General features: G+C 66.7%; 19 protein-coding genes. 7 read left to right on the top strand and 12 right to left on the bottom strand.

The features are described from left to right. Positions 1–126: 126 nt before the first annotated feature. From ACQPYR_RS10605 to ACQPYR_RS10590, 4 genes are all read right to left on the bottom strand, one after another. Positions 127–570: a hypothetical protein gene (locus ACQPYR_RS10605; protein ID WP_433630584.1), complete on the bottom strand. Its 444-nt coding sequence runs from the start codon at positions 568–570 to the stop codon at positions 127–129. A gap of 64 nt (positions 571–634) precedes the next feature. Further along, positions 635–1,669 carry an ATP-dependent 6-phosphofructokinase gene (locus ACQPYR_RS10600; protein ID WP_433630582.1) on the bottom strand — a complete coding sequence of 345 codons (1,035 nt, stop codon included), beginning with the start codon at positions 1,667–1,669 and terminating at the stop codon, positions 635–637. 71 nt (positions 1,670–1,740) lie between these two features. Continuing rightward, positions 1,741–3,753 (bottom strand): protein kinase domain-containing protein, encoded by a 2,013-nt coding sequence (locus ACQPYR_RS10595; protein ID WP_433630580.1) that lies wholly within the window; start codon positions 3,751–3,753, stop codon positions 1,741–1,743. A gap of 150 nt (positions 3,754–3,903) precedes the next feature. Next, the gene (locus ACQPYR_RS10590; RefSeq protein ID WP_433630578.1) at positions 3,904–4,785 is read right to left on the bottom strand and encodes a hypothetical protein; all 882 of its coding nucleotides are present in this window, start codon (positions 4,783–4,785) and stop codon (positions 3,904–3,906) included. 367 nt (positions 4,786–5,152) lie between these two features. Between ACQPYR_RS10590 and ACQPYR_RS10585 the strand changes: the two genes are divergently transcribed. Next, positions 5,153–5,635, top strand: coding sequence for an adenosine-specific kinase (locus tag ACQPYR_RS10585; RefSeq protein ID WP_433630576.1), 483 nt, complete (start codon positions 5,153–5,155; stop codon positions 5,633–5,635). A gap of 129 nt (positions 5,636–5,764) precedes the next feature. Here the strand turns inward: ACQPYR_RS10585 and ACQPYR_RS10580 are convergent, their stop codons facing one another. Continuing rightward, positions 5,765–6,928, bottom strand: coding sequence for an NADH:flavin oxidoreductase (locus tag ACQPYR_RS10580; RefSeq protein WP_433635089.1), 1,164 nt, complete (start codon positions 6,926–6,928; stop codon positions 5,765–5,767). Further along, positions 6,928–7,503, bottom strand: coding sequence for a TetR family transcriptional regulator (locus tag ACQPYR_RS10575; protein WP_433635088.1), 576 nt, complete (start codon positions 7,501–7,503; stop codon positions 6,928–6,930). The genes ACQPYR_RS10580 and ACQPYR_RS10575 overlap by 1 nt, the downstream gene beginning before the upstream one ends. Positions 7,504–7,637: 134 nt before the next feature. Here ACQPYR_RS10575 and ACQPYR_RS10570 point away from each other — a divergent pair, with 134 nt between their 5' ends. After that, complete coding sequence (locus tag ACQPYR_RS10570; protein WP_433630574.1) at positions 7,638–8,015, top strand: DUF488 domain-containing protein; 378 nt, start codon at positions 7,638–7,640, stop codon at positions 8,013–8,015. A 153-nt stretch (positions 8,016–8,168) separates the two neighbouring features. Here the strand turns inward: ACQPYR_RS10570 and hrpB are convergent, their stop codons facing one another. Next, positions 8,169–10,586, bottom strand: a complete 2,418-nt coding sequence (hrpB, locus tag ACQPYR_RS10565) for an ATP-dependent helicase HrpB (protein WP_433630572.1) — start codon at positions 10,584–10,586, stop codon at positions 8,169–8,171. Between the two features lie 311 nt (positions 10,587–10,897). Between hrpB and ACQPYR_RS10560 the strand changes: the two genes are divergently transcribed. Together ACQPYR_RS10560 and ACQPYR_RS10555 are read left to right on the top strand one after the other, a co-directional pair. Then, entirely contained in the window at positions 10,898–12,052 is a 1,155-nt protein-coding gene (locus ACQPYR_RS10560; RefSeq protein ID WP_433630569.1) for an FIST signal transduction protein, read from the top strand. After that, positions 12,049–12,810: a Mut7-C RNAse domain-containing protein gene (locus ACQPYR_RS10555; protein WP_433630567.1), complete on the top strand. Its 762-nt coding sequence runs from the start codon at positions 12,049–12,051 to the stop codon at positions 12,808–12,810. Before ACQPYR_RS10560 ends, ACQPYR_RS10555 begins: the two co-directional genes overlap by 4 nt. Positions 12,811–13,029: 219 nt before the next feature. Here the strand turns inward: ACQPYR_RS10555 and ACQPYR_RS10550 are convergent, their stop codons facing one another. Both ACQPYR_RS10550 and ACQPYR_RS10545 read right to left on the bottom strand, forming a co-directional pair. Continuing rightward, complete coding sequence (locus ACQPYR_RS10550; protein WP_433630565.1) at positions 13,030–14,052, bottom strand: MerR family transcriptional regulator; 1,023 nt, start codon at positions 14,050–14,052, stop codon at positions 13,030–13,032. Beyond that, complete coding sequence (locus tag ACQPYR_RS10545; RefSeq protein WP_433630562.1) at positions 14,046–14,693, bottom strand: HEAT repeat domain-containing protein; 648 nt, start codon at positions 14,691–14,693, stop codon at positions 14,046–14,048. Before ACQPYR_RS10545 ends, ACQPYR_RS10550 begins: the two co-directional genes overlap by 7 nt. 112 nt (positions 14,694–14,805) lie before the next feature. On the opposite strand from ACQPYR_RS10545, the gene ACQPYR_RS10540 reads away from it, so the two are divergent. After that, the gene (locus tag ACQPYR_RS10540) at positions 14,806–15,435 is read left to right on the top strand and encodes a hemerythrin domain-containing protein (protein WP_433630559.1); all 630 of its coding nucleotides are present in this window, start codon (positions 14,806–14,808) and stop codon (positions 15,433–15,435) included. A 140-nt stretch (positions 15,436–15,575) separates the two neighbouring features. Here ACQPYR_RS10540 and ACQPYR_RS10535 read toward each other — a convergent pair whose 3' ends face one another. After that, complete coding sequence (locus tag ACQPYR_RS10535; protein ID WP_433630556.1) at positions 15,576–17,303, bottom strand: ABC transporter ATP-binding protein; 1,728 nt, start codon at positions 17,301–17,303, stop codon at positions 15,576–15,578. 275 nt (positions 17,304–17,578) lie between these two features. On the opposite strand from ACQPYR_RS10535, the gene ACQPYR_RS10530 reads away from it, so the two are divergent. Next, positions 17,579–18,640, top strand: a complete 1,062-nt coding sequence (locus ACQPYR_RS10530; RefSeq protein WP_433630554.1) for a DMT family transporter — start codon at positions 17,579–17,581, stop codon at positions 18,638–18,640. Here ACQPYR_RS10530 and ACQPYR_RS10525 read toward each other — a convergent pair. Continuing rightward, positions 18,621–20,144 carry a glycosyltransferase gene (locus ACQPYR_RS10525; protein ID WP_433630552.1) on the bottom strand — a complete coding sequence of 508 codons (1,524 nt, stop codon included), beginning with the start codon at positions 20,142–20,144 and terminating at the stop codon, positions 18,621–18,623. The genes ACQPYR_RS10530 and ACQPYR_RS10525 overlap by 20 nt on opposite strands. Then, the gene (locus ACQPYR_RS10520) at positions 20,144–20,869 is read right to left on the bottom strand and encodes a DUF2334 domain-containing protein (protein ID WP_433630550.1); all 726 of its coding nucleotides are present in this window, start codon (positions 20,867–20,869) and stop codon (positions 20,144–20,146) included. Before ACQPYR_RS10520 ends, ACQPYR_RS10525 begins: the two co-directional genes overlap by 1 nt. A gap of 249 nt (positions 20,870–21,118) precedes the next feature. Here ACQPYR_RS10520 and ACQPYR_RS10515 point away from each other — a divergent pair, with 249 nt between their 5' ends. Beyond that, entirely contained in the window at positions 21,119–21,553 is a 435-nt protein-coding gene (locus ACQPYR_RS10515; RefSeq protein ID WP_433630548.1) for a VOC family protein, read from the top strand. Positions 21,554–21,569 lie beyond the last annotated feature (16 nt).

The following is a 21,569-nucleotide window of genomic DNA, read 5'->3' as shown; positions in this document are numbered from 1 at the left end:
TGATCTTGATCGCGTGGTGGTTTCCAGTTGCGCTCGGCAATCGTTCGGATCGCCGGTGATTCGGCAGAGTGCACCATCCGATCGAATACCGATCGGCTTCCGGCATCCAGGCCGGCGGGCGGAGGTTCAGGCCCCGCGGGCGTATCGGACTGCGGCGGCGATCGCGTCCATGTCGAGTTCGAGAGTGGGGTCCTCTTCTTGTGCCTCTTGGAATTCCAACATTGCGTCCGACACGCTGCCGCGGCGTGCGATGGCGAGGAGTTCACGGCGGACGTAGGCGCCGAGCGGGAGTTCGGCGGCACGGGCACGGCGACCGAACATGCCGAGGGCGTCGGCGGGCAGATCGTAGACCTGGATGAGGGTTACCGCATCGGAGTCGAATTGCGGGGTCAGATCGCGGCCCTGGGCTTCCAGGAATTCCACGATCGTGTCCACGGAAGTTCGCCGACGCGCCATCGCGATCAGTTCCTGACGGACCTGAGCCTCGATCGATATGCCCGCGATGCGAGCACGGCGGCGGAATACGGCGACAGCATCGGTGGGCAGGTCGGATACCTGGAGTTGAGCCACGACGACCAGAGTAGCTGTGCGACAAGGAATTCGGCAGGTCTCGATTGTGCAACAACCGCTGGAATCAGCCGAAAAATGCCTCGGCTTCGCGGTAGCGCTCGGTGGGCACCCGCTTGAGCTGCTTGGTGGCCTCGGACAACGGAACCAGATCGATGGAAGTGCCGTGCAGAGCAACCATTTGGCCGAATTGTCCGGCATGTACGGCTTCGGCGGCATGCAGACCGAAGCGTGTCGCCAGCACCCGGTCGTACGGGGTCGGGCTACCGCCACGTTGGACATGACCGAGCACGGTGGTGCGGACCTCTTTGCCGATGCGGCGTTCGATCTCGGTGCCCAACTGCTGGGCGACACCGGTGAACCGTTCGTGGCCGAATTCGTCGATGCCGCCCTCGAGCAGAGCGAATCCCGAATCCGGAGCCGGATGCGCGCCCTCGGCCACCACGCAGATGAAGTGCTTATCGCCGCGCTGGAAGCGGCGCTTGATCATCGAGCACACCTCGTCCACGTCGAAAGGGACCTCGGGAACCAACGTGAGGTGCGCGCCCGCCGCCACGCCCGAGTTGATCGCGATCCAGCCCGCGTGGCGGCCCATCACCTCGACCAGCATGACGCGCTGATGCGATTCCGCGGTGGTGTGCAGCCGGTCGATGGCCTCGGAGGCAATGGACAGCGCGGTGTCGTGGCCGAAAGTGACGTCGGTGCAGTCGATGTCGTTATCGATGGTCTTCGGGACGCCGACCACCGGGACGCCCTCGTCGGACAGCCAACTCGCGGCGGAGAGCGTGCCCTCGCCGCCGATCGGGATCAGCGCCTCGATCCCGTTGTCGTCGAGGGTGCGTTTGATCTGGTCCAGTCCGGCACGCAGTTTGTCGGGATTGGTGCGAGCGGTGCCGAGCATCGTGCCGCCCTTGGTGAGCAGGCGGTCGGTGCGATCGTCGTTCTGAATGGTGATCTTTCGGTCTTCGAGTAGCCCGCGCCAACCGTCCTGGAATCCGATGATCGCGTCCCCGTAGCGTCCGTTCGCTGTGCGAACGACGGCACGGATGACCGCGTTCAGTCCTGGACAGTCGCCGCCTCCGGTCAACACTCCGATGCGCATGGCGCATATCTTGCACCGCTTTGCGCGATCGCGCGGTCGCACCCCCGTGAACACCGGGTAACGGCTACGACTCAATACACATAGACGATGGCGTTCTCGCCGCCGCTACAGGTTGCGAATTGATCACCGGCCGTGCAATTCATCTTGTAATCCCGATTGTTGATCGGGCTGTGCGCCATGACCGATCGATCGGTAATAGTGCTGTCATCACCGTTCGCGTACGCCTTGCGCACCTCCTCGGCGAAGGCGCAACTGGTGACGGTGGTGCCGATCGCGGACGAGGTGAAACGGCCGAGCGCCGGATACAACTGGGCGCACGGTTTCGCACCGGCTGGCAGGTGTGCGGGCATGGTCGTGGTCGTCGGTTGGCCGGAATCTTGGCTTGCGTTGTGCACCTGCCAGCCGATAATCCCCCCGATCGCCAGGATTACCAGCACCGCGCAGATCCAGACGATGCGCATCGATCGACGCGCAGGAATGGGTGTCGGATCCGGTGGATACGGTGCGTCGGATCGGGGCATCGGCATGCCGATGGTTCTCGACAGTGCCTCGGTGGTCGCGTCATCCGGTGGGATATCGCTACGCATCGGATCCGATGAGTGCCTGGGCACGAACGTCGGCTCGAGTCCGGTGATCCGCTGCGGTCCGCTGATGGAGTGTGGCCCGATATGCGATTGAGGTCTGTTCGATTGTTGCGAACCGCTCCCTTGCGGCTGGCCGCCCGTCCGTTGCGGACCGCCCGCCGACCGCGGACCAGCTGACTGTTGCGCCTCACCTACCTGCGGCGAACCACCCGACTGCTGCGAACCGCCCGCTCGAGGCAGCCCGCCCGCCGACCGCGGACCAGCTGGCTGTTGCGCCTCACCTACCTGCGGCGAACCACCTGCCTGCTGCGGTCCACCCGACTGCTGCGATCCGCCCGACTGCTGCGAACCGCCCGCCCGAGGCAGCCCGCCCGCCGACCGCGGACCAGCTGGCTGTTGCGCCTCACCTACCTGCGGCGAACCACCCGCCTGCTGCGGACCCAGTTGCGGCGACCCGCCTGCCTGCCGCACACCACCAGCTGACTGCGATCCGCCCGACTGCTGCGGACCGCCTGCTGATTGCGACCCGGCTGACTGCTGTGGCCAGTTCGGCGACTGCCGATCGATCGTCGATTCCGGTCCGAAGGTCGGGAAGATGATGGTCGCTGGGGCGGGTTGTGGGTTGGAGATCTGGGCGGTGGGCAAGTCCGAGTTCGGCACGGACGATGTGCCCGATACCGCGGCTCTGGCCGCCGAGGCGAGCGCGCGGGCAGTTGGGTAGCGGTCGGCGGGTTCCTTCGCCATGCCGCGGGAAATGACCTCGTCCAGTGCGCCGGGCAATCCGGCTCGTTTGGTGGTCGGGCGGGGTGGTGGTGTCGAAAGGTGGGCTCGGATGAGCGAACTCATGCCGTCGGCAGGAAAAGGTTGTGCACCGGTGAGGCATTCGAACAGCACGCATGCCAGGGAGTAGACGTCGGCGGTGCCGCCGATCGGTGCGGTGTCGAATCGTTCCGGCGCGATGTAGCTGTAGGAGCCGATGGCTTGGCCCGTCGCGGTGACGCTGGGGTCGCGCTCGGAGCGGGCGATGCCGAAGTCGGCGAGGTACGCGAAATCCGAAGGGGTGACCAGGATATTGGCGGGTTTGACGTCGCGATGCACCAAACCCTCGGCATGCGCGGCATCGAGGGCCGCCGCGACCTGTTCGATGATGCCGACCGCACGGCTGGGGCTCAGTGGCCCCTTGTCGCGCAGCACCGAGCGCAGATCGCTGCCCCGGACCAGCCGCATATCGATATAGAGCACACCGTCGATCTCGCCCCAGTCGTGAATCGGGATGACGTGCGGTTCGGCCAGCCGCGCGGCCACCCGGGATTCGTGCCGGAATCGCTGCTGGAACCGCGGATCGTCGGCCAGCGCCATGGGCAGCAGTTTGACCGCGACCACCCGATCCTTGACCGTGTCGTACGCCTCGTAGACCTCCCCCATCCCGCCGCGGCCCAACAGTGCACGCAATTCGTAGGGTCCGAATCGCGTACCGACCCGCGACTGCGTTTCGTCCACCCCGTTACCTCCACCTCGCCGAACCGCGCCACGGTCGTGGTCCTGCGATCTCACCCGTTAGTCGGGATTCTCGGGTGCCACCGTTACCCGGTCAAGTGTGCGCGCCCACGGGGCCGCCGCGCGAACCCGTGGGCGCCGACTCGACCGCGATCAGGAACAGCTGCCGCCGGAGAATTCGTCGAGGTGCTGGGAGATCACGGTGGCGAGCCGGTCCAGGATGTTCGTTCCCTCGGAGAGGCTGCCCGAATCGGGCTGGATGGCAATGGCGACCGCGATCTGACCGCCCGGTCCCTGGATCAGACCGAATTGGCGGACCAGATAGGAGCCGGAGGTGTCGGGCCCCCAACCGCCTTTGAATTCCGCGCCCTTGAGTTCGCCGAGGCCCCAACGCTGACTCGACGTGATCTGTTCCATCAGATCGATCACGTCCGAACTCTGCGGTAGGCATGGCAGCCGGGAGGCGAACCGAACCTGTTCGGTGAGCGCCCAATCCGCCTGTCCGAATGCGGAGGCATCGGAGCGCGTCTTGGTGGCAGGCACCGTGGTCTTGGTATCGCCGCCCTCGCGCAGCACTGCCTCGACCGCCTTGGCCGCCTCCTGGCCGGTGCCGAGCGACTGCCAGAGGGTATCGGCCGCGGCGTTGTCGGACTGGGTGATCGCCGCCGTCGCCGCGTAGCTCGAGCTCGTCGAACTCTTGCGCTGCGAAGCGATGACCAGCGGTACCTTCATCGTCGACCAGGCGGGTCCGGTGGTCCAGTCGCCGAAGGTCACCATCTTCTGGCCGCCGACCGGCATGATCGCCATGCCCAGCTTGCCGTGCACACTCAACTGCAGTTCCTGGAAACCGGCGGCCAGTGTGCCCGGCACAGTGACGGATAGGTGCTGCTGATCGGTGTGCGCGGCGGCCGCGGTGATGCTGGGCTCCGCAGAGTACCTGTCGGCGTCCGTGCCGCATCCGGCCACCATGAGGAGTCCGGTCAGCGCGGTAACGCCGACCGCTTTTCGCAGGCGCCGGGATAGCTCAAAATACATACTTCGACACATTCTCGTTTCGAACTCCCCCGCGTTTCGATGTCAACACGGCGTCCCGACACCGTACTTGGCATCGACACCGACCGCCCACCGCAACCGCGCCAACGCCGCCGAACCCCGAACAGCGACAATGGCTTACAGCGTGGTCAACCGGCATGTACACCGTAATGCGTCCGCTTTGCGCCACTGGTTGTCCATGACCGCGCGCTGCCGCCCTCATCCGCGAACTCCTTGTGTTCATCGCCTCGCAACGTACTCGACAATTCCGACACAGCCCACTTTTCCTGGTACCGGGGGTACTGCGCGCCTCGACGGGACGGGCGTGTCACCCTGGCGCAGGGGCTCGAATGCGGCGCAGGATAGTTCGATGGAGCTGACTTCGGTACACATCGATAAGCCGGACGATCTCAACGTCATCATCGGGCAGGCCCACTTCATAAAGGCGGTCGAGGATCTGCACGAGGCACTGGTCGGGATCAGTCCGCATCTGCGTTTCGGGTTGGCATTCTGTGAGGCGTCCGGGCCGCGGCTGATCCGGACCTCCGGCAACGACGACTATCTGACCGAGCTCGCGACCAAGAATGCCGTCGCGGTCGGCGCGGGACATTCGTTCATCGTGTTCCTGCGCGAGGGCTATCCGGTCAATGTGCTCAATGCGGTACGGCAGGTCCCCGAAGTCTGTGGAATATTCTGCGCCACCGCAAATCCGGTCGAGATATTGATTGCCGAGACCGAATCGGGACGCGGAATTATCGGAGTCGTCGACGGGGGCGCGCCACTCGGCGTCGAAGGCCCCACCGACAAAGAGGCCCGCAAACAACTACTGCGCCAAATCGGCTACAAACTCTAAATCCCCGCCGCCGCAACCGAACCTTCCACCCTCGACTACCGCAAGCTCAGTCCTAGGATCTGGACACCCGATCACCATGTATTGGCGGCGGCAAATCTCGAGAGTTCCCCGCCGCCAATACATTCTCGGCTAATTGTCGCGGAGGACGCAGCGGGTGCGGGTGTAGATGGTTGGCATGCATTCGTTGCAGTGGATGCAGGATGATCGGGTGTTCTGGTCGGCTTGGATGCGGAGGAGGAGGTCTGGTTCGCGCAGTAGGGCGCGGCCCATGGCGACGAATTCGAAACCCTCGGCCATTGCTGTGTGCATTGTGTCGAGGTCGGTGATGCCACCCAAGAGAATCAATGGCATTGATAGTTCTCTGCGGAATTGACGGGCGCGTTCGAGCAGGTAGGCATCGCGGTATGGGTACTCGCGGAGGAAGCGGCGGCCCATCAGGCGGAAGCCCCAGCGTGCCGGGGCAGGAAGAACTTTCGCGAATTCCTTGCGTGGTGCGTCGCCGTGGAACAGGAGCATCGGATTGAGCAGGGAGCTGCCCGCGGTGAGTTCCAAGGCATCCAGTGCGCCGTCCGATTCCAGCCAGGCGGCCACCTGCAACGACTCCGGGAGCGAAAGGCCGCCGCGCACACCGTCTTCCATATTCAGCTTCGCGGTGACAGCCAAGCGGTCACCGACGGCTTCGCGCACCGCTACCGCGACCTCGCGGGCGAGCCGGGCGCGGTTGGCCGGGGAGCCACCGTAACGATCCTTGCGCCGGTTCAGTAGCGGGCTCAGGAACGAACTCACCAAATAGTTGTGGCCGAAGTGGATTTCGACCGCATCGAAACCCGACTGCTCGGCGAGCCGGGCGGCATTCGCGTAATCGGCTATGACCGCGGCGATTTCGGACGCGTCCGGAACGCGCATGAAGCGCATACCGAGTGGGCTGAACATTCGGCTCGGCGCCAGTGCGGGTGCGCGATTGGATGCGGCATTGGCCACCGGTCCCGCATGACCGATCTGGGCGCTGACGGCAGCGCCTTCGGCGTGCACGGCGTCGGTGAGTTTGCGCAGTCCCGCAACGGCTTCCGGGCGCATCCAGATCTGGTGTCGGTCGGTGCGGCCGCCCGGCGATATCGCACAGTAGGCGACCGTGGTCATACCCACTCCGCCGGCGGCGATTTCGCGATGGAAGTCGATCAGTTCGTCGGTGACCAGCGCGTCCGGTGTTCGTCCCTCGAAGGTCGCGGCCTTGATCACCCTGTTGCGCAATGTGATCGGGCCGAGTGTGGTCGGTGCGAATACTTCGTTCATCATTTCTCTCCTGGCGTGGTCAGTCCGGCGACCACGAAATCCCGCAGTGTGCGGACCGCCTCGTCCGACAGCTCCTGCTCCCCGGTGCCGACACCGGCGAACCGCACGATGATCAGGTCGAACGCCAATCCCCAGCGCCGCCGACTCTCACGTTCGCTCAGCTCCGGCAGCAAGCCGACCCAGGTGTCCATGCGGAACCAGTGCCGACGCCACATCGTCGGGTGCCGCCCGAGGACGAATTGAGCCAACAGCCGCAGGTGCAGCCGCCCGACGGGATCGGCCGCCAATCCGGTGAACGGCTCGATCACCGCATCCACCAGTGCCGCCACCGAACCGTGCGCGGCCGTCACCTCGGCCAGCTGTTCGGCCCACAATGAGCCGAGCCGATCCTCCAGCAATGCCGTGACCAGCGTTTCTTTCGAGCCGAAGTGATAGTGCACCGCGGCGGGATTGGCCCCGGCCGCCGCACAGATCGCCCGCACCGAGACATCGTCGTACCGCTCGGTGAGCAAGAGTCGCTCGGCCGCCAGCAATAGCCGCTCGCGGGTGCCCGCCGCGGCCGCCTGTTCCACCATGTCTGCAGTCAACCACGTTCCAATCATCGATTCAATCATTGATTGAATCGATGATTGCCGACCGCGGGAGGCCTAGCATAGGAGCTACCCCTAGAGCTCCACGCGAGGAGAAGTGACCAGCTCAGGATGGGAGCATGATGAGCCAGCACGTCACCTACCGGAGAATCTATGAAGCGCCGATTCCGTCGGACGGCACCCGCGTGCTCGTCGATCGGGTCTGGCCGCGCGGGATCCGCAAGGAAGACGCGCACCTGGACGAGTGGATGCGCGACATCGCGCCGTCCACCGAACTGCGCAAGTGGTACGGGCACCAACCCGAGCGCTTCGCCGAATTCCGTCGCCGATATCTAGCGGAACTGCGCGATACCCAGCACCGTGCGGCCGTCACGCAGCTGCGCGAGATCGCCCGCGAACATTCGGTGACGCTATTGACCGCCACCCGCGACGTCGACCACAGCCAGGCCGCCGTCCTCGCGAACTTGATTGCGGCAGAAGACGATTCGCCGAACTGATGCGTCGGCACCCAGCCCCGCATCCAGATTGCTTGCTGCGCTATCCGACTCCGGTAGCTCGCCGAGCATAGTGATATGGCGGTCGAATTCGATGTCGGCGACCACCATTCGACTACGTTCGACGAAACCTCGGGCCCGATCAGCGATGCGGCACTAACCGGCGTTACGGGCGGTGCCGCGGTGAGCGGGAACGGTGGTGGGATCCTCCGGCCACGCGTGCTTGGGGTAGCGACCGCGCAGGTCGCTGCGGACCTGCGTCCAGCCGGTGCGCCAGAACGACGCCAGATCCGCAGTGATCGCGACCGGGCGCTGGGCGGGCGAGAGCAGGTGCAGCACGATCGGGATTCGCCCATCGGCCAGCGACGGTGTCTGCGTCCAGCCGAAGACCTCCTGCACCTTGACCGCGAGCACCGGCGGGTCGGTGGAGTAATCGAGACGGACGCGACTGCCGGAGGGTACTGGCAGGCGTTCCGGCGCGAGTTCGTCCATGCGCGCGGCATCGGGCCACGGCAGCAGGCGGCGCAATGCCTGTCCCGCATCGATGCGTTCGAGGTCGGCGCGGCGCCGCGCCGTCGCGAGTTCGGGGCCGAGCCAGGCGTCGGCATCGGCCAGCAGTGATTCGTCGTCGACCGGCGGCCAGGGGGCACCGAGCGTGCGGTGCAGAAAGTCGAGGCGCTGACGCAGGGCGACCGCATCGGAATCCCAGTGCAGCAGAGCGAGTCCGGTCGAGTTCAGGCCGCGTCGCACTGCCGCGCCGAGCAATCGGCGATCGGGATCACGAATCTGACGCTCCGACAATATGATCGCGCCCAATCGTTCGACCCGCCGGGCAACCACCGCACCGTCGACCCAATCCACCTCGTCCGCAGTCTCCAGCAGGCTCGGTGCCGCACGGCGAGCGAGCCTTTCGTCGGCGACCGCGGCCGACCGGATGCGCCCGTCGGAACGTCCCGGATCGCGTGTCGCCACCGCGACCGCCAGCCATTCCGCATCACCCAATCCCGAACCCGGTGGCAGGGTCACCGCCGTGCCACCCGCCATCAGATAGCTCGCCGAGCCAGGACCACGTCGCCGTGCCAGGCGCTCCGGATGTGCCAGTGCGACAACGAAAGCCGGATCGTCGTCGCCATCCGTCGCGTCGACCAACCGGGACAGCCGCTCGACCTCCCGCCGCCAGCGCGGCGGCCGCTCACGCCGCAACGCGCGCAGACCGGTCACGAGATCGACGCCGGACACGAAGGTGTCATCGTCGAGGACCGCGACAACTTCCGCGGCCGCCCGGGTCCCGACCTCGGCGGCACCGTCGAGCAGCGCTCGTGCCAATCGGGGATGCAGTCCGACTCGCGCCATATGTCGGCCGCGCTCAGTGACCTCGCCCGCTCCGGTCACGGCTCCCAACGCGCGCAACACATCTCGGCCGGCGGACAATCCGCCCGGCGGCGGTGCATCCCACCACGCGAGGCCATGACCATCGGGGGTGCCCCAACACGCGAGCTCCAATGCGAGACGCGTCAGATCCGCCGTGCGAATTTCCGGCTCCGGATAGGCAGGCAAGGTGCCGTTCTCGTACTCCGGCCAGCAGCGCCATACCTTTCCCGGAGCCTCGCGTCCCGCGCGCCCAGCCCGTTGCTCGGCGACGGCGGCCGAAACGCGAACTGTCGCAAGGCCGGACAACCCACGTGCTCGATCGATGCGCGGCACCCGAGCCAGACCAGAATCCACCACGGCGCGTACCCCCGGCACCGTCAGACTCGATTCGGCCACCGCGGTGGACAACACGACGCGCCGCCGCGGGCCCGGCCGCAACGCGATATCCTGCCCGGCAGCGGAAAGCCTGCCGTGCAACGGAACCAAATCGACGTCTGCATCGGCCAAAAGATCCATGGTCCGCCGAATTTCGGCTGCTCCGGGCAGGAAGACCAGCACATCCCCGTCGCCCCCGGCCAGCGCCGCCCGCGTGGCGCGGGCCACCTGCGCTTCGCCGCGTTCCCGCGGCAACGACGGAACATAGGTCGTCTCCACCGGATAGGCCCGACCCTGCACTTCCAGCACTGGCGCACTGCCCAGCAGCGCCGAAAGACGTTCGGCCGCAACCGTTGCCGAGGTAGCCAGCACCCGCAGATCCGGCCGCAACCCGGCCCGCGCATCCAGCAGCAACGCCAACAGCAGATCCGCGTCGAGATGCCGCTCATGACATTCGTCGAGGACAACGACATCCGCGCCCGCCAACTCGGGATCGCTCTGCAACCGCCGCACCAGCAACCCGGACGTGACAACCTCGATCCGGGTCCGGGCACCGACCCGTCGATCTCCCCGGACCGAATACCCGACCGTCTCCCCAACCGACTCACCCAACAGCGCGGCCATCCGCCCCGCCGCCGCTCGCGCCGCCAATCGGCGCGGCTCGGCCACCACCACCCGCCCGGTAGTCTCCAACGCCAGCGGCACCAATGTCGTCTTCCCGGTTCCCGGCGGCGCGACCAATACGGCGGTGCCCCGCTCGGTCAATGTCGCGACAATGCGGTCGAGCGCGCCACGCACGGGCAGATCGGGAAGCTCGGGCAGTTTCATTGCCAACCAGTCTGCAGCCCGGCACGAAGAAGCTGAAGCGCGCCCCACGGGCCGAGCCGCGCTGATATCGGCGCAGGACGAACCCGAATTCTCGGCGCGAGCACCCGCGCTGACGAGCACCCGCTGACCAAATACGCGCCTACAACGTGTTGGGCTGGGATTACGGTGCCCTCAGCATCCAGACGGCCAGCTGGTTCCCTTACCGACGCGCACACCCACCGCTCCGACGGCGCATTCTGCTCGAATTTCGCCGAAATGCCCTGTGCGACAACATTACCCGCGCGCACATAGGGGTTCGCTACGATAGAGATGTGCGGATCGGAGTAGGGCTCTCCACCGCGCCCGGAGCGTGGCAGGCAGGAGCGGAAGCCGCAGTGCACGCCCGCGATCAGATCGCGGGCGAGACGCCGTCGCTTGCTGTGTTGCTGGCATCACGTGCACATACCGACGAAGCCGCAGCCGTACTCGCCGGAGTCCACCAGACGGTCCAGGTGCCCGCACTCGTCGGATGCGTGGCGCAGGCGATCGTGGCCGGCCGCCGTGAGATCGAGGACGAGCCCGCGGTGGCGGTATGGCTGGCATCCGGATTGCCCGCCGCCGAGACATTCCAGCTCGACTTCGTCCGCACGGCGACCGGAGGGGTACTCGCGGGCTACCGCTTCGACAAGGCCGCACGCGACTTCCACCTGCTGCTGCCCGACCCGTTCTCGTTCCCCGCCGACATTCTGCTCGAGCACCTGAACACCGAGCTGCCCGGTACCACCGTGATGGGCGGGCTGGTGAGCGGCGCGCGCGGGCCGGGCGGCTGCAGGCTGTTCCGCGACCGCGATGTGGTGACCTCCGGTGCGGTCGGCGTGCGACTTCCCGGACTGCACAGTGTTCCCATCGTGTCGCAGGGCTGCCGACCGATCGGCTATCCGTACATCGTCACCGGCGCGCGTGGCGCGCTGATCACCGAATTGGGCGGGCGACCGCCGATCGTGCGGTTGCGCGAGATCGTCGAGGTAATGCCCCCCGACCAGCAGGAACTGGTGACACATGGGTTGCAGATCGGCATCGTGGTAGATGAGCATCTGGCAGTACCCGGACAGGGCGATTTCCTGATCCGTGGCCTCCTCGGTGCCGACCCGTCGAGCGGCGCGCTCGAGATCGGCGAGCTCGTCGAGGTCGGCACAACCGTGCAGTTCCAGGTCCGCGACGCGGTGGGGGCGGACGAGGATCTGCGTGCGGCCCTCGTCCGAGTGGGTTCGGATCTGCCAGGACACCCGGCGGGTGCGTTGCTGTTCACCTGCAACGGACGGGGGCGCCGGATGTTCGGGGTCGCGAACCACGACGCCGCCATGATCGAGGACCTGCTGGACGGCATACCGCTCGCGGGCATCTTCGCCGCGGGCGAGATCGGTCCCATCGCCGGCCGCAATGCGTTGCACGGATTCACGGCATCGATGGCGGTATTCGTCGAATGAGCGTCGACCTGCGGGTCTACGCCGAGCTGAACGATTTTCTGCGGCCCGACGAGCGATACACGGTGCTGCGTCGACCGTTTCGTCCGCATCAGAGCGTGAAGGACGTCATCGAGGCGGCCGGTATCCCGCACACCGAGGTCGACCTGGTTCTGGTCAACGGGCAACCCGTCACCTTCGGCCAGCGCCCCCGCGAAGGCGATCGGATCACCGCCTATCCCGTATTCGAGACCCTGGACATCGGCCGGGTTACCAGGGTGCGCCCACACCCACTGCGCGAGCCGCGCTTCGTCGCCGACGTCAATCTCGGCGGCCTCGCCAAGCTGATGCGGCTGATGGGGCTGGACGTGCACTGTCGATGGGACGCCGACGACGCCGTACTGGCCGAGCTGTCGGCGGCCGAGCACCGGATCCTGCTGACCCGCGACCGTGGACTGCTGAAGCGGCGCAACGTAACTCACGGCGTGTACATCAGATCGGACCAGCCGGTCGATCAGATCGTCGAGGTGATCCGACGATTGGATCTCGTCGAGCACTTGGCCCCGTTCACCCGCTGCCTGCGCTGTGGTGGCGCCGTCGTCGCGGTCGCCAAAGCCGAGGTCGAAGATCGGCTGCAACCGCTCACCCGCCGCCATTACGACACGTTCCGGAAGTGCCGCACGTGCGGACGGATCTACTGGGAGGGATCGCACCAGGCCCGGCTCAACGCGACCGTGCAGGCGATCCGCACCCGCCTGAACCGAACCGTTATGTGCCAGTAGACGTACCGAAATCAGTTCCGAGGCAAACTGTTTCAGCTCGGAATGGCCGATCTGCGCACGCTACCGAATTGACAAAGACGACCGAACTCGGCTTCCGAGCGCTACACCCACTGGGGCCGTGTCACGCGGTATGCGGCCGTTGCTGTCTGCACGAACGACCGTATCAAGGGGTACGTGACCGGTCACCACCGCACGAGCGATGAGCGAACGTCTCCAGGGCTACCCGAGCTCATCTTCCGACCGTTCTTCGAGCCTTTGCACGAGGGCCGAGGCGATGAGGGCCACGGCCCGATCATCGTCGTGGGCCAGTTGCCGCAGGGTATTCAGCGCGACGGTTCCCGGCATCTCGGCGAGTGCCTGGGTCAGTCGGATCCGCACCGCCGAGTCCGCTGTCTGTGCGGTGAGCTCGTCGACCAGCGCTCTCATGATCCGGTCTGCCCACTTCGCGTCCCGTGCCAACGCTCCCAGAAGCTCGGCCGCCTCGACATCGTTCGGTCCCTCGACCACCGTGCCGACAAGTTCCGGCACAGCCCGGGTCACGCCCCGTGCACCCAATGCGAGAGCAGCATGTCTACGGACCGTCGCGTCCGCGTCCCCGAGCGCGTCGGTGAGCACCGCGATCGCCGCGTCGCCCGGGAGCTCGGCGAGCGCCAGGACCGCGCGCCGCCGGACGTCCACATCCTCGGAGACCATGCCGGATGCCATGCTCGCCACACCGTCACCGCCGGCCCGTGCGAGGGCCCACCGCAGGGCCCCCGCGACGTTCGGATCGGATTCGGTGAGGACCGCCTCGGCCAGCAGCTCGGCAGGCACCGGCACGTCCTCGGCCGAGGCCAGGACGGCCTGCTGCCGCCGGGCGGCACTCTGCGAACCGAGTCCGTGCAGGAGCTCGACGATGCGCAAGACGTCTTGCCAGTCGGAGGGCTCGGCCGCATCGACCGTACGGAGCCGGTCGAGGAGTTCTCGCTCCCGGTTCAGTCTTTCCTCGGTCTTTCGGATGAGGTCGCCGACCAGTCCGGACGGGGTGAATCCGGGACCGCCGAGAGCGCGTCCGATCTGGCTCAGTGACAGGCCAAGGGACCGCAGCCCCTCCACATGGAAGATCCGCCGGATGTCTTCGGGAGAGTATTCGCGGTAGCCACCCACGGTGCGGCCGGTCGGTCGTACCAGCCCGAGCGAGTCGTAATGCCTGAGCATCCGGGCGCTCACCCCCGAGCGGCGCGCCACCTCACCGATCAGCACGCAGGTGTCTCCGCTCGGTCCGGACCGAGCGCGACGACCCGTCTGGCCACCTCGACGGCGAGGTCGAATCCGGCATCCGGGTCATGCAGGAGCCGCTGCGTAGCGCTCGCGTGCGCACGCACGATCGGGTCGTGACTTCCCAGTGCCTCCAGCAGGATCGGCTCGACCACGTCGCCGAGCGCGACGAGGGCACGGCTCAGACTCAGTCGTACCTCCCGGTCACCGCGACCGAATTGCGTGGCCAGCTCCGCGGCCAGCCCTTGCTTTTCGCCGTCGGGCACGAGAACGACAGCAGCGCGCCATGCACTCCGCGCGACCTCGTCGTCGGCATCGCGCAGCAATGACCGCGTGATTGCGGGCCATGCGTCCCTGTCCCCGATCTTGGACAGCGTATGCAGCGCTTGGCTGCGGGCCTGCGCGCGTTCGGAACGAAGTTCCGCGCGGAGTTTCGCAACCGTGATATCCGGCGGGAGACGGGTCAGCGCCCACGTGAGCATGTCGCGCACGAAGAAGTCCGGCTCGATCGCGCACCGTTCTAAGAGCGCATCGACGAACCCGGGCTCGGGATGCGTGCCGACTGCCAGAGCCGCCTCGAGCCGCGTCGACGAGTTCCCAGCCGCCAATGCGTCGAGCAGTCGCATGTCCTGTTTCCTGTGTGTCGAATTGATGTGGACCACCTCCGACTGCCAGTGAAGGCCTTCACACAATGACAATGTCAAGTTCACGGGCGAGACGAGCCGCGGGCGCACGTCGGTGCGTCAGCCGCCGGGCGCCTCGGAGGTGCGTTATCGTCGGCTTCCCAAGGGAGGAATCGTGGACATTACCCAACTGATCCTTGATGACCACCATGAGCAGCGGCGGCTGTTCGCGATCCTGGAGCAGATCGATCGCTCGGACACGGGGCCGCTTTCCGCCATCTGGGACAGGCTGGCCGCCTTCCTCGAGCTGCACGCGCAGGCCGAGGAGGAGATCTTCTATCCCGCCCTACTGCAGGCGGGTATCGCGGCCCGGCGCGCGGGCGGGGTCGAAGACGAGACACTCGACGCTATCCACGACCACAACCAGATCAGGGACGCGATCGCCGAAGTGGCGCACCATCAAGTCGGCACCGAAGACTGGTACGCGGCCGTCGCGGCAGCGAACACAGCCAACAGCGATCACATGGCCGAGGAAGAACGCGAGGGCCTCACCGACTTTCGCCGCCTGACCGGGCTGGCGCGCCGCCACCAGCTAGCCGTCGCGTTCGCCGCATACGAGGCGCGCAACTACGGCGGCGTTCGGCCCGTGGACAAGGATCCCGCCAGCTACGTCCGCGAAGCAGAGAAGAAGCTGCGGACCGCTCCGAGCGGGTCACTGAGTGTCGGCACCCTGAAACGGAACTAATCGAAAATTGACGGCGGTGTGACGATTGCCTACGGTCCAATCGTCAATTCTCACCGATCGCATTCGAAACCGTGCGGGGCAGGTGGCTGTCCGGGACTGCTCGCGCAACGTGCATTCGGTGGTGGCAACGCGGCGCACGATCAATGGGCAACCACGTCCTCGCCGAGAAATCCGCCCGACTGGTACCGCCACAGCTGCGCGTATGTTCCTCGCGCAGCGAGCAACTCCTCGTGTGTTCCCGCCTCGACGATGCGCCCGTGGTCGAGCACCACCAGCCGGTCCATTCCGGCCACAGTGCTCAGCCGGTGCGCGACGACCAGCGCCGTGCGCCCCCGCATCAACTCCCAAAGCGCTTGCTGCACGAGCAATTCGCTTTCCGAGTCGAGGGCGCTGGTGGCCTCGTCCAGGAGCAGGATGGGCGCGTCCCGGATGATGGCCCGAGCCAGCGCGACCCGCTGACGCTGGCCCCCGGACAGTTTCACGCCGCGCTCGCCGATGAGCGTTTCCATACCCTGCGGCAGCGCGTCCGCGAACTCGGTGACGTGCGCGGCCTTGGCGGCCCGCAGGATCTCCTCGTCCGTGGCGCTCGGACGTGCGAACCGGATGTTCTCGCTCAGGGTCCGGTGAAACATGGCCGGATCCTGTGGCACGTAGGCGATCAGACTGCGCAGATCCGCCTGCCGCAGCCGGGCTATATCCTGCCCGCCGATGCGGATGGTGCCGGATTGGATATCCATCAACCGCAGCAGTAGTTGGGTGATGGTGGTCTTGCCACCACCGGATCGTCCGACCAGACCTACTTTGGTGCCGCTCGGCACGTGCAGGTCCAATTCGTGGAACAGCTGCCGCGCGCCGCTATACGTGAAGTTCACTGTCTCGAACCGCACGTCGAAGCCCTTGGGCTGCAGTGGTTCCGGATGTTCGGTATCGAGCACCTTCGGTTCCTCCAGCAGCAGTTCGGTGAACTGCGCCGCCTCGGTGAGCACGGTCTCCAACCGCCGGTAGATCTGATTGAACCGGAACATGATCCCGGTGGCATTGAAGTAATAGGTGAATGCCACCACAATGGCCTCCACCCCCGCATTCCCGCCGCTGAGCCCCAACGCGATCAAGAGGCCGATCACATTGGTGAGCGCCACCAGAGGCGCCACCAGCGTATCTATTCGCAGGTTCGCGTAATCCCAGGAGCGCAACGACTTTCGCCGCGCCGAGGCCACCCGCCGCTGATGCTCGGCCGCCTCCTGTGGTTCGGCAGCGAAGGCACGCACCACCTGCATATTGGCCAGGCTGTCGGCCAGATGCCCGGAGACCAGCGCAATGGCGGCCTCCCGGTCGTCCACCAGCTTCTGGCGGCGCTGGATCAAGGGCAGGATGACCAGCGCGGTCACCACGATCATCGCCATCAGCACGGCCACCAGTACGGGGTTATAGCGCCACAACACAACCGAGGCGAACAGCAGCGGCACCAGCGCCGCCAGAATCTCGAAGGCAAGGGTGTCCACGAACTGCTCGAACCGAGCCGCGAAGCTGAGCGAACGCTTCGTCAGCGAACCTGCGAAGTTGTTGTGGAAGAACGTCGCGTCCTTGGCGAGCAGCTCGTCCATGGCAAACACATACAGGCGCTCGATGCCATAGGCGTCGACTCGGTTCAAGCAGTGAATCCCGATGCGCCACAGCAGTTCCGCGAGCAACAAGGTGCCGCCGAAGGCGAGGGTATACGAAGCCAGAGCCCCGAAACTCGTATCCCCGGTCACCGCGACCCGCCCGACCATCATGGCGACGATCAGCGGAGCGATGTACAGGTTGCAGATATTGCCGAGCGCCGGCCCGAGCAGCGCCGGAATCGTTGTGGCCTTGCGAGAGGCCATTTCCCGACCATAAAAACGCAGCACCAGCTTTACCGCCGTCGCGCGTGAACTCATGCTCCCCCGTCTCGAATCGAACGAGCGACACAGGTGAACAATGATCCCGCGTCCAGGCCGACTACGGCCAGCGAATATTCGCTGCGGTTGCTGTGTCAGTGGGCGGGACGGATGCAGGAACGGGTGTGGTCGAGCGTGCGCCTGTCCGTCATCAAAGGCAAGGGCGTAGCCGTAACCCCGGGGACAACCGTGGTTCATACGGGGTGTCAAGGATGTGCGGTGTGGCGGGAGCGAACGGACACGGCATGGCCGGCAGTATCGCCTGTGCTCTGGTGTCCGCGGTGCTGTTCGCCGTCGCTGCGGCATTGCAGCAGGACACCGTGCGGAAGGCGGCGACCGCGGAGCCGAGCGGCGTGCGCGTACTGGCGGTGGGTCCGCTTGCGCGCCGGATGCTGACCAGCCGGCGCTGGCTGATCGGCCAGGGCTTCAGCGTCGCAGGGTTCGGATGCCATGCGGTGGCGCTGCGGCTGGGCGCGTTGCCGATGGTGCAGGCATTGCTGGTGGTGCAGCTGCTGTTTGCGTTACCGCTGGCCGCGCGACAGCGCAAGCGCCGACTGCTGCGCCGGGATTGGGTGGGCGCCGCCATCGTGTGCACCGGACTGGTCCTGCTGATCGCGCAGGGTGTCCCCCATGGGGTGCCGCGACCGGAGACGCTGCCGCGGGCGGGCATGGTGGTGGTGACAGCGGTGGTCGTGTTGTTCCTGCTGTCCCGGGCGGCCCGGCCGACCCAGCTGCGCGCCTCGCTGACCGCCATGGCGGCAGGGTTCTGCGTCACCAGCACCGCGGTGCTGGTGTCCGTCGGCACGTCGGAGCCGCATCGGTACGGTTGGATACTGCTCGGCGTTCCGGTGACCACCATCATCGGCGGCATCCTCATCCAGGAGGCATTCGCGCACGGCTCCCTGCCGACCGCGCTGACCACTGTGACCATCGCCGATCCGGTACTCAGCTACGTCGCCGGCCGCACCCTCTTCGCCGCGGCCACCGAACCACACCCGCTCCCCCTGGCGGGTGCCGCCGCCCTGATCCTCGGAGGCGTTGCACTGCTCGGGAATTCACCCACCCTGCACGACGAGCGTGACAGCGACATCCACGACCACCGTCACAGCACCATTCCCGGCCGACACGACGGCGACATCCACAACGCACCCGATGGTGAACTTCGCGGTGGACGCGCTGGCAGTGCCGAAGACGGGCATGGCGGCGACGTTCGCGGACAACGTGCGGGCGGCATCCGGGACCGACGCGATGGCGATACCTTGGCTATCGACCAGGTGTCGTGAAATCCGTTCTGGGTGCTCGGATTCGTTTCTCGCGGGGACCGCTGGATATCGCACCGGGTTCGAGGTCGGCGTAGAGCGCGAGCATTCCGGAGACGGTGATCGACCAGGAAAAACGTTCGGCGCTGCGGCGGGCGGCCTGGCGGCGCCGATCGGCGGGATGAGTGAGCAAGGTGCGCACACCGTCGGCGAGACCGGCGGGAGTGCCGTCGCAGTCGACGCCGGAACCCGCGGGACCGAGCAGTTCGCGGGCGGCACCGTCGCGCGGGACCACCACGGGCGTGCCGCATGCGAGCGCCTCGAGCACGGCTAGGCCGAATGTCTCGGCGGGGGAAGGGCACAGGGCGATGTCGGCGTTCGCGAGTGTGGCCGCCACCAGATTTCGGTCCGCGACATAGCCTCGGAAGGTCACCGGCAGGTCGGCCGACTGGCGCTGCAGGCCTTCCCGCAGCGGTCCGTCGCCGACCACGGTCAACCTGACCCGAATACCGCTGTCACACAACAGCCGGACCGCATCGATCGCCCGGTCGGGACACTTCTCGCGGGACAGCCTGCTCACCATAACGAGCTGTACCGTGCTGTTCGGATAGTGCTGCGCCGAGTGGAACTGCCAGTGCGGCAGCGCATTCGGGCTGGAATTCCACGGTGCGGACCGGCCGAGGTGTCGTGCGCTCGCGGCGGGATCTGCCGAAGAGTGACCTGTGCAGTCCACCGGGGTTCGCCCGGAGCGATTCGGAAGATGGATCTCGCCGGGGCCCGATGCCGTGTTCGACGCGCGTGACGGACGCACTATGCGCGGCAACCATCGTGTGCGCTGCGCGCGGTGGCAGGCGGAATGCGTTGTGCTGCTGCCCTTTCGCGGCAGCGCCGACGGCTGGACCACCGGCGTGGAACGCGAGACCGGGGCGATCGTCGTCGTGTACCCTCGCCCGCCCACCGCACCGAACACGCCGGGATCGATCGGGCGGAACGTGTGCAGATCAACCCCGAGCGGGATCCGGCGCACATTCGCGGCGCCGATGCGGGTGAACTCCGCAGCCGCGAAACCCGAGGTGACGACGATATGTTCGGCGCGTGCGGCCAGCTGGCGGTTGGCCAGATCCGCGGCGGTGACGAGTGGAAACCCAGGTGGTACCCGGGTGCGCAGGATGGCGTCGATGCGTTCGTGTGAGAACAGCACCACTGGTATGCCGTTACGGCGAGCCCACGGTGCGAGCCAGCGCATGCTCAGTTTGTCGCTGCATTCGAGCACCTCGGGGCCCACGCTCTCCAGTATCGGGAGGGTACGCGCGGAGGTGAGGACATGGTAGCCCGCCGCACCGAATCGGCGGCCGCGCACCGTGATCCGGCGCCCGGACGAGGTGAGCACGTCGGCGTCGGACAGGCCCGGCACCACCAGCACGCGATCGTGTCCCGCAGCGAGATAACCGCGACCGATCTCATCGACGCAAGTGCGCAAACCTCCGGACGCCGGGGTGTAGAAGTTGGCGACCTGCACAATCCGCATCAGCCGATCACCTCCGCATAGGTTGCCGGGCGCGCACCTGCGCATAGCGCGGCATCGATTCCCCGCAGCGCGGCGTCGCGCAGCCCGGGGTAGTGCAGATCGTCGGGGTGCAGGGCGATTCGGACCAGGCCGTCGCGCTTCGCGGCACGTCCGGCCAGCCGGGGCAATAGCCCGGCCGCGGTGCGTTCACCCCATCCGCCGGGGCGCTGCGACAGCGCGAACCCCCGCACCCGAAGGCCGGTCCGCAGATCCCGCACGCCGAAATGATCGGTGGTGTGCGAGAAGCCCGCCCGACGCAGCACCAAGTCCGAGGCCGGCGAGGACAGCCAGCCCGGTGGGGTGAAACCCGTTGTGGTCAGGCCCATCTCGTTCATGACCGCGATGGCCTGCCGGAGCCGGGCGTCTGCCGCGGCGACGTCGAGCGCGGCGAATTCAGCGGCGCCGCGTGCCACCATCCGGGCGACCGCGCGGCGGGCGAACGAACCCTCCTTCGGGGCCCGGTGTTCCCAGCCGTGCAGCATGATCTCGTCGCCGTGAGCGCGGCGCTCGCGCAGGAACTGTCCGTAGTCGGGCGCGTCGGCCAGGCTCGCACCCCGCCATGGACCCGGGATCACCAGGATCGACAGCGGGATGCCGAAGGCGTCGGCGTCGGCGCACCAGCGCGCGGTTTCCCGCTCGGACGCCGGACCAACATCATGGACACTCACCACCAGTCGTGCGGGCACGGGCGCAGGTTAGCAACGAACGGTTGCGGCCAACTGAACAGCAGGGATGCGTTGCCAGGCGAATCGGGACCGGTAGATCGGAACCGTGACGACCAGCTACGGCACACAGATGCGCGGTCCCGGCTACGCCGCGAGATGCGGGCCATGCATGTGATGGCCATCACAGATGTCATCGTGTCGAGAACATTGCGTCAGCTCCGTCCCAGGGGCACGAGCGGCCACCACGGGCCGCGTAACACAGGAGGATTGATGATCTACCGGATGGATCATGTCGGCGTGGTGGTCGAAGATCTCGCGGCCGCTATCGCGTTCTTCATCGAATTGGGCCTGGAACTGGAGGGCGAGACAGCAGTCGAGGGTGAATGGGTGGATCAGGTCGTCGGGCTGGACGGCGTCAAAGCCGATATCGCCGTCGTGCGGACCCCGGACGGCCACGGCCGGGTCGAGCTGTCGACGTTCCATACGCCGGTGGCCACCACCAATGCGCCGAAGGCGCCGGTAAACACCCCGGGCATCCCTCGCCTCACTTTCGTCGTCGACGCCGTCGACGACACCCTCGACCGCCTGCGCGCCCACGGCGCCGAACTCGTGGGCGAGGTGGCGCGGTACGGGGACATCTGCCGGTACTGCTACCTTCGCGGCCCCGACGGCATCATCATCGGGCTGGTCGAGGAGCTCAACTGAAGACTTCGTCCGGCGT

Source organism: Nocardia sp. CA-120079 (assembly GCF_050955745.1).
Classification (GTDB): domain Bacteria; phylum Actinomycetota; class Actinomycetes; order Mycobacteriales; family Mycobacteriaceae; genus Nocardia.
Note: the sequence above shows the minus strand (reverse complement) of the source record. Positions and strands in the feature narration are given on the sequence as shown.

Bases quoted from the DNA above. Each gene is read 5' to 3' on its own strand.
- ACQPYR_RS10600 (WP_433630582.1), bottom strand. From the start codon at position 1,669: ATGCGCATCGGAGTGTTGACCGGAGGCGGCGACTGTCCAGGACTGAAC.
- ACQPYR_RS10590 (WP_433630578.1), bottom strand. From the start codon at position 4,785: ATGTATTTTGAGCTATCCCGGCGCCTGCGAAAAGCGGTCGGCGTTACC.
- ACQPYR_RS10585 (WP_433630576.1), top strand. From the start codon at position 5,153: ATGGAGCTGACTTCGGTACACATCGATAAGCCGGACGATCTCAACGTC.
- ACQPYR_RS10580 (WP_433635089.1), bottom strand. From the start codon at position 6,928: ATGAACGAAGTATTCGCACCGACCACACTCGGCCCGATCACATTGCGC.
- ACQPYR_RS10575 (WP_433635088.1), bottom strand. From the start codon at position 7,503: ATGGTGGAACAGGCGGCCGCGGCGGGCACCCGCGAGCGGCTATTGCTG.
- ACQPYR_RS10570 (WP_433630574.1), top strand. From the start codon at position 7,638: ATGATGAGCCAGCACGTCACCTACCGGAGAATCTATGAAGCGCCGATT.
- hrpB (WP_433630572.1), bottom strand. From the start codon at position 10,586: ATGAAACTGCCCGAGCTTCCCGATCTGCCCGTGCGTGGCGCGCTCGAC.
- ACQPYR_RS10555 (WP_433630567.1), top strand. From the start codon at position 12,049: ATGAGCGTCGACCTGCGGGTCTACGCCGAGCTGAACGATTTTCTGCGG.
- ACQPYR_RS10545 (WP_433630562.1), bottom strand. From the start codon at position 14,693: ATGCGACTGCTCGACGCATTGGCGGCTGGGAACTCGTCGACGCGGCTC.
- ACQPYR_RS10535 (WP_433630556.1), bottom strand. From the start codon at position 17,303: ATGGCCTCTCGCAAGGCCACAACGATTCCGGCGCTGCTCGGGCCGGCG.
- ACQPYR_RS10525 (WP_433630552.1), bottom strand. From the start codon at position 20,144: ATGCGGATTGTGCAGGTCGCCAACTTCTACACCCCGGCGTCCGGAGGT.
- ACQPYR_RS10515 (WP_433630548.1), top strand. From the start codon at position 21,119: ATGATCTACCGGATGGATCATGTCGGCGTGGTGGTCGAAGATCTCGCG.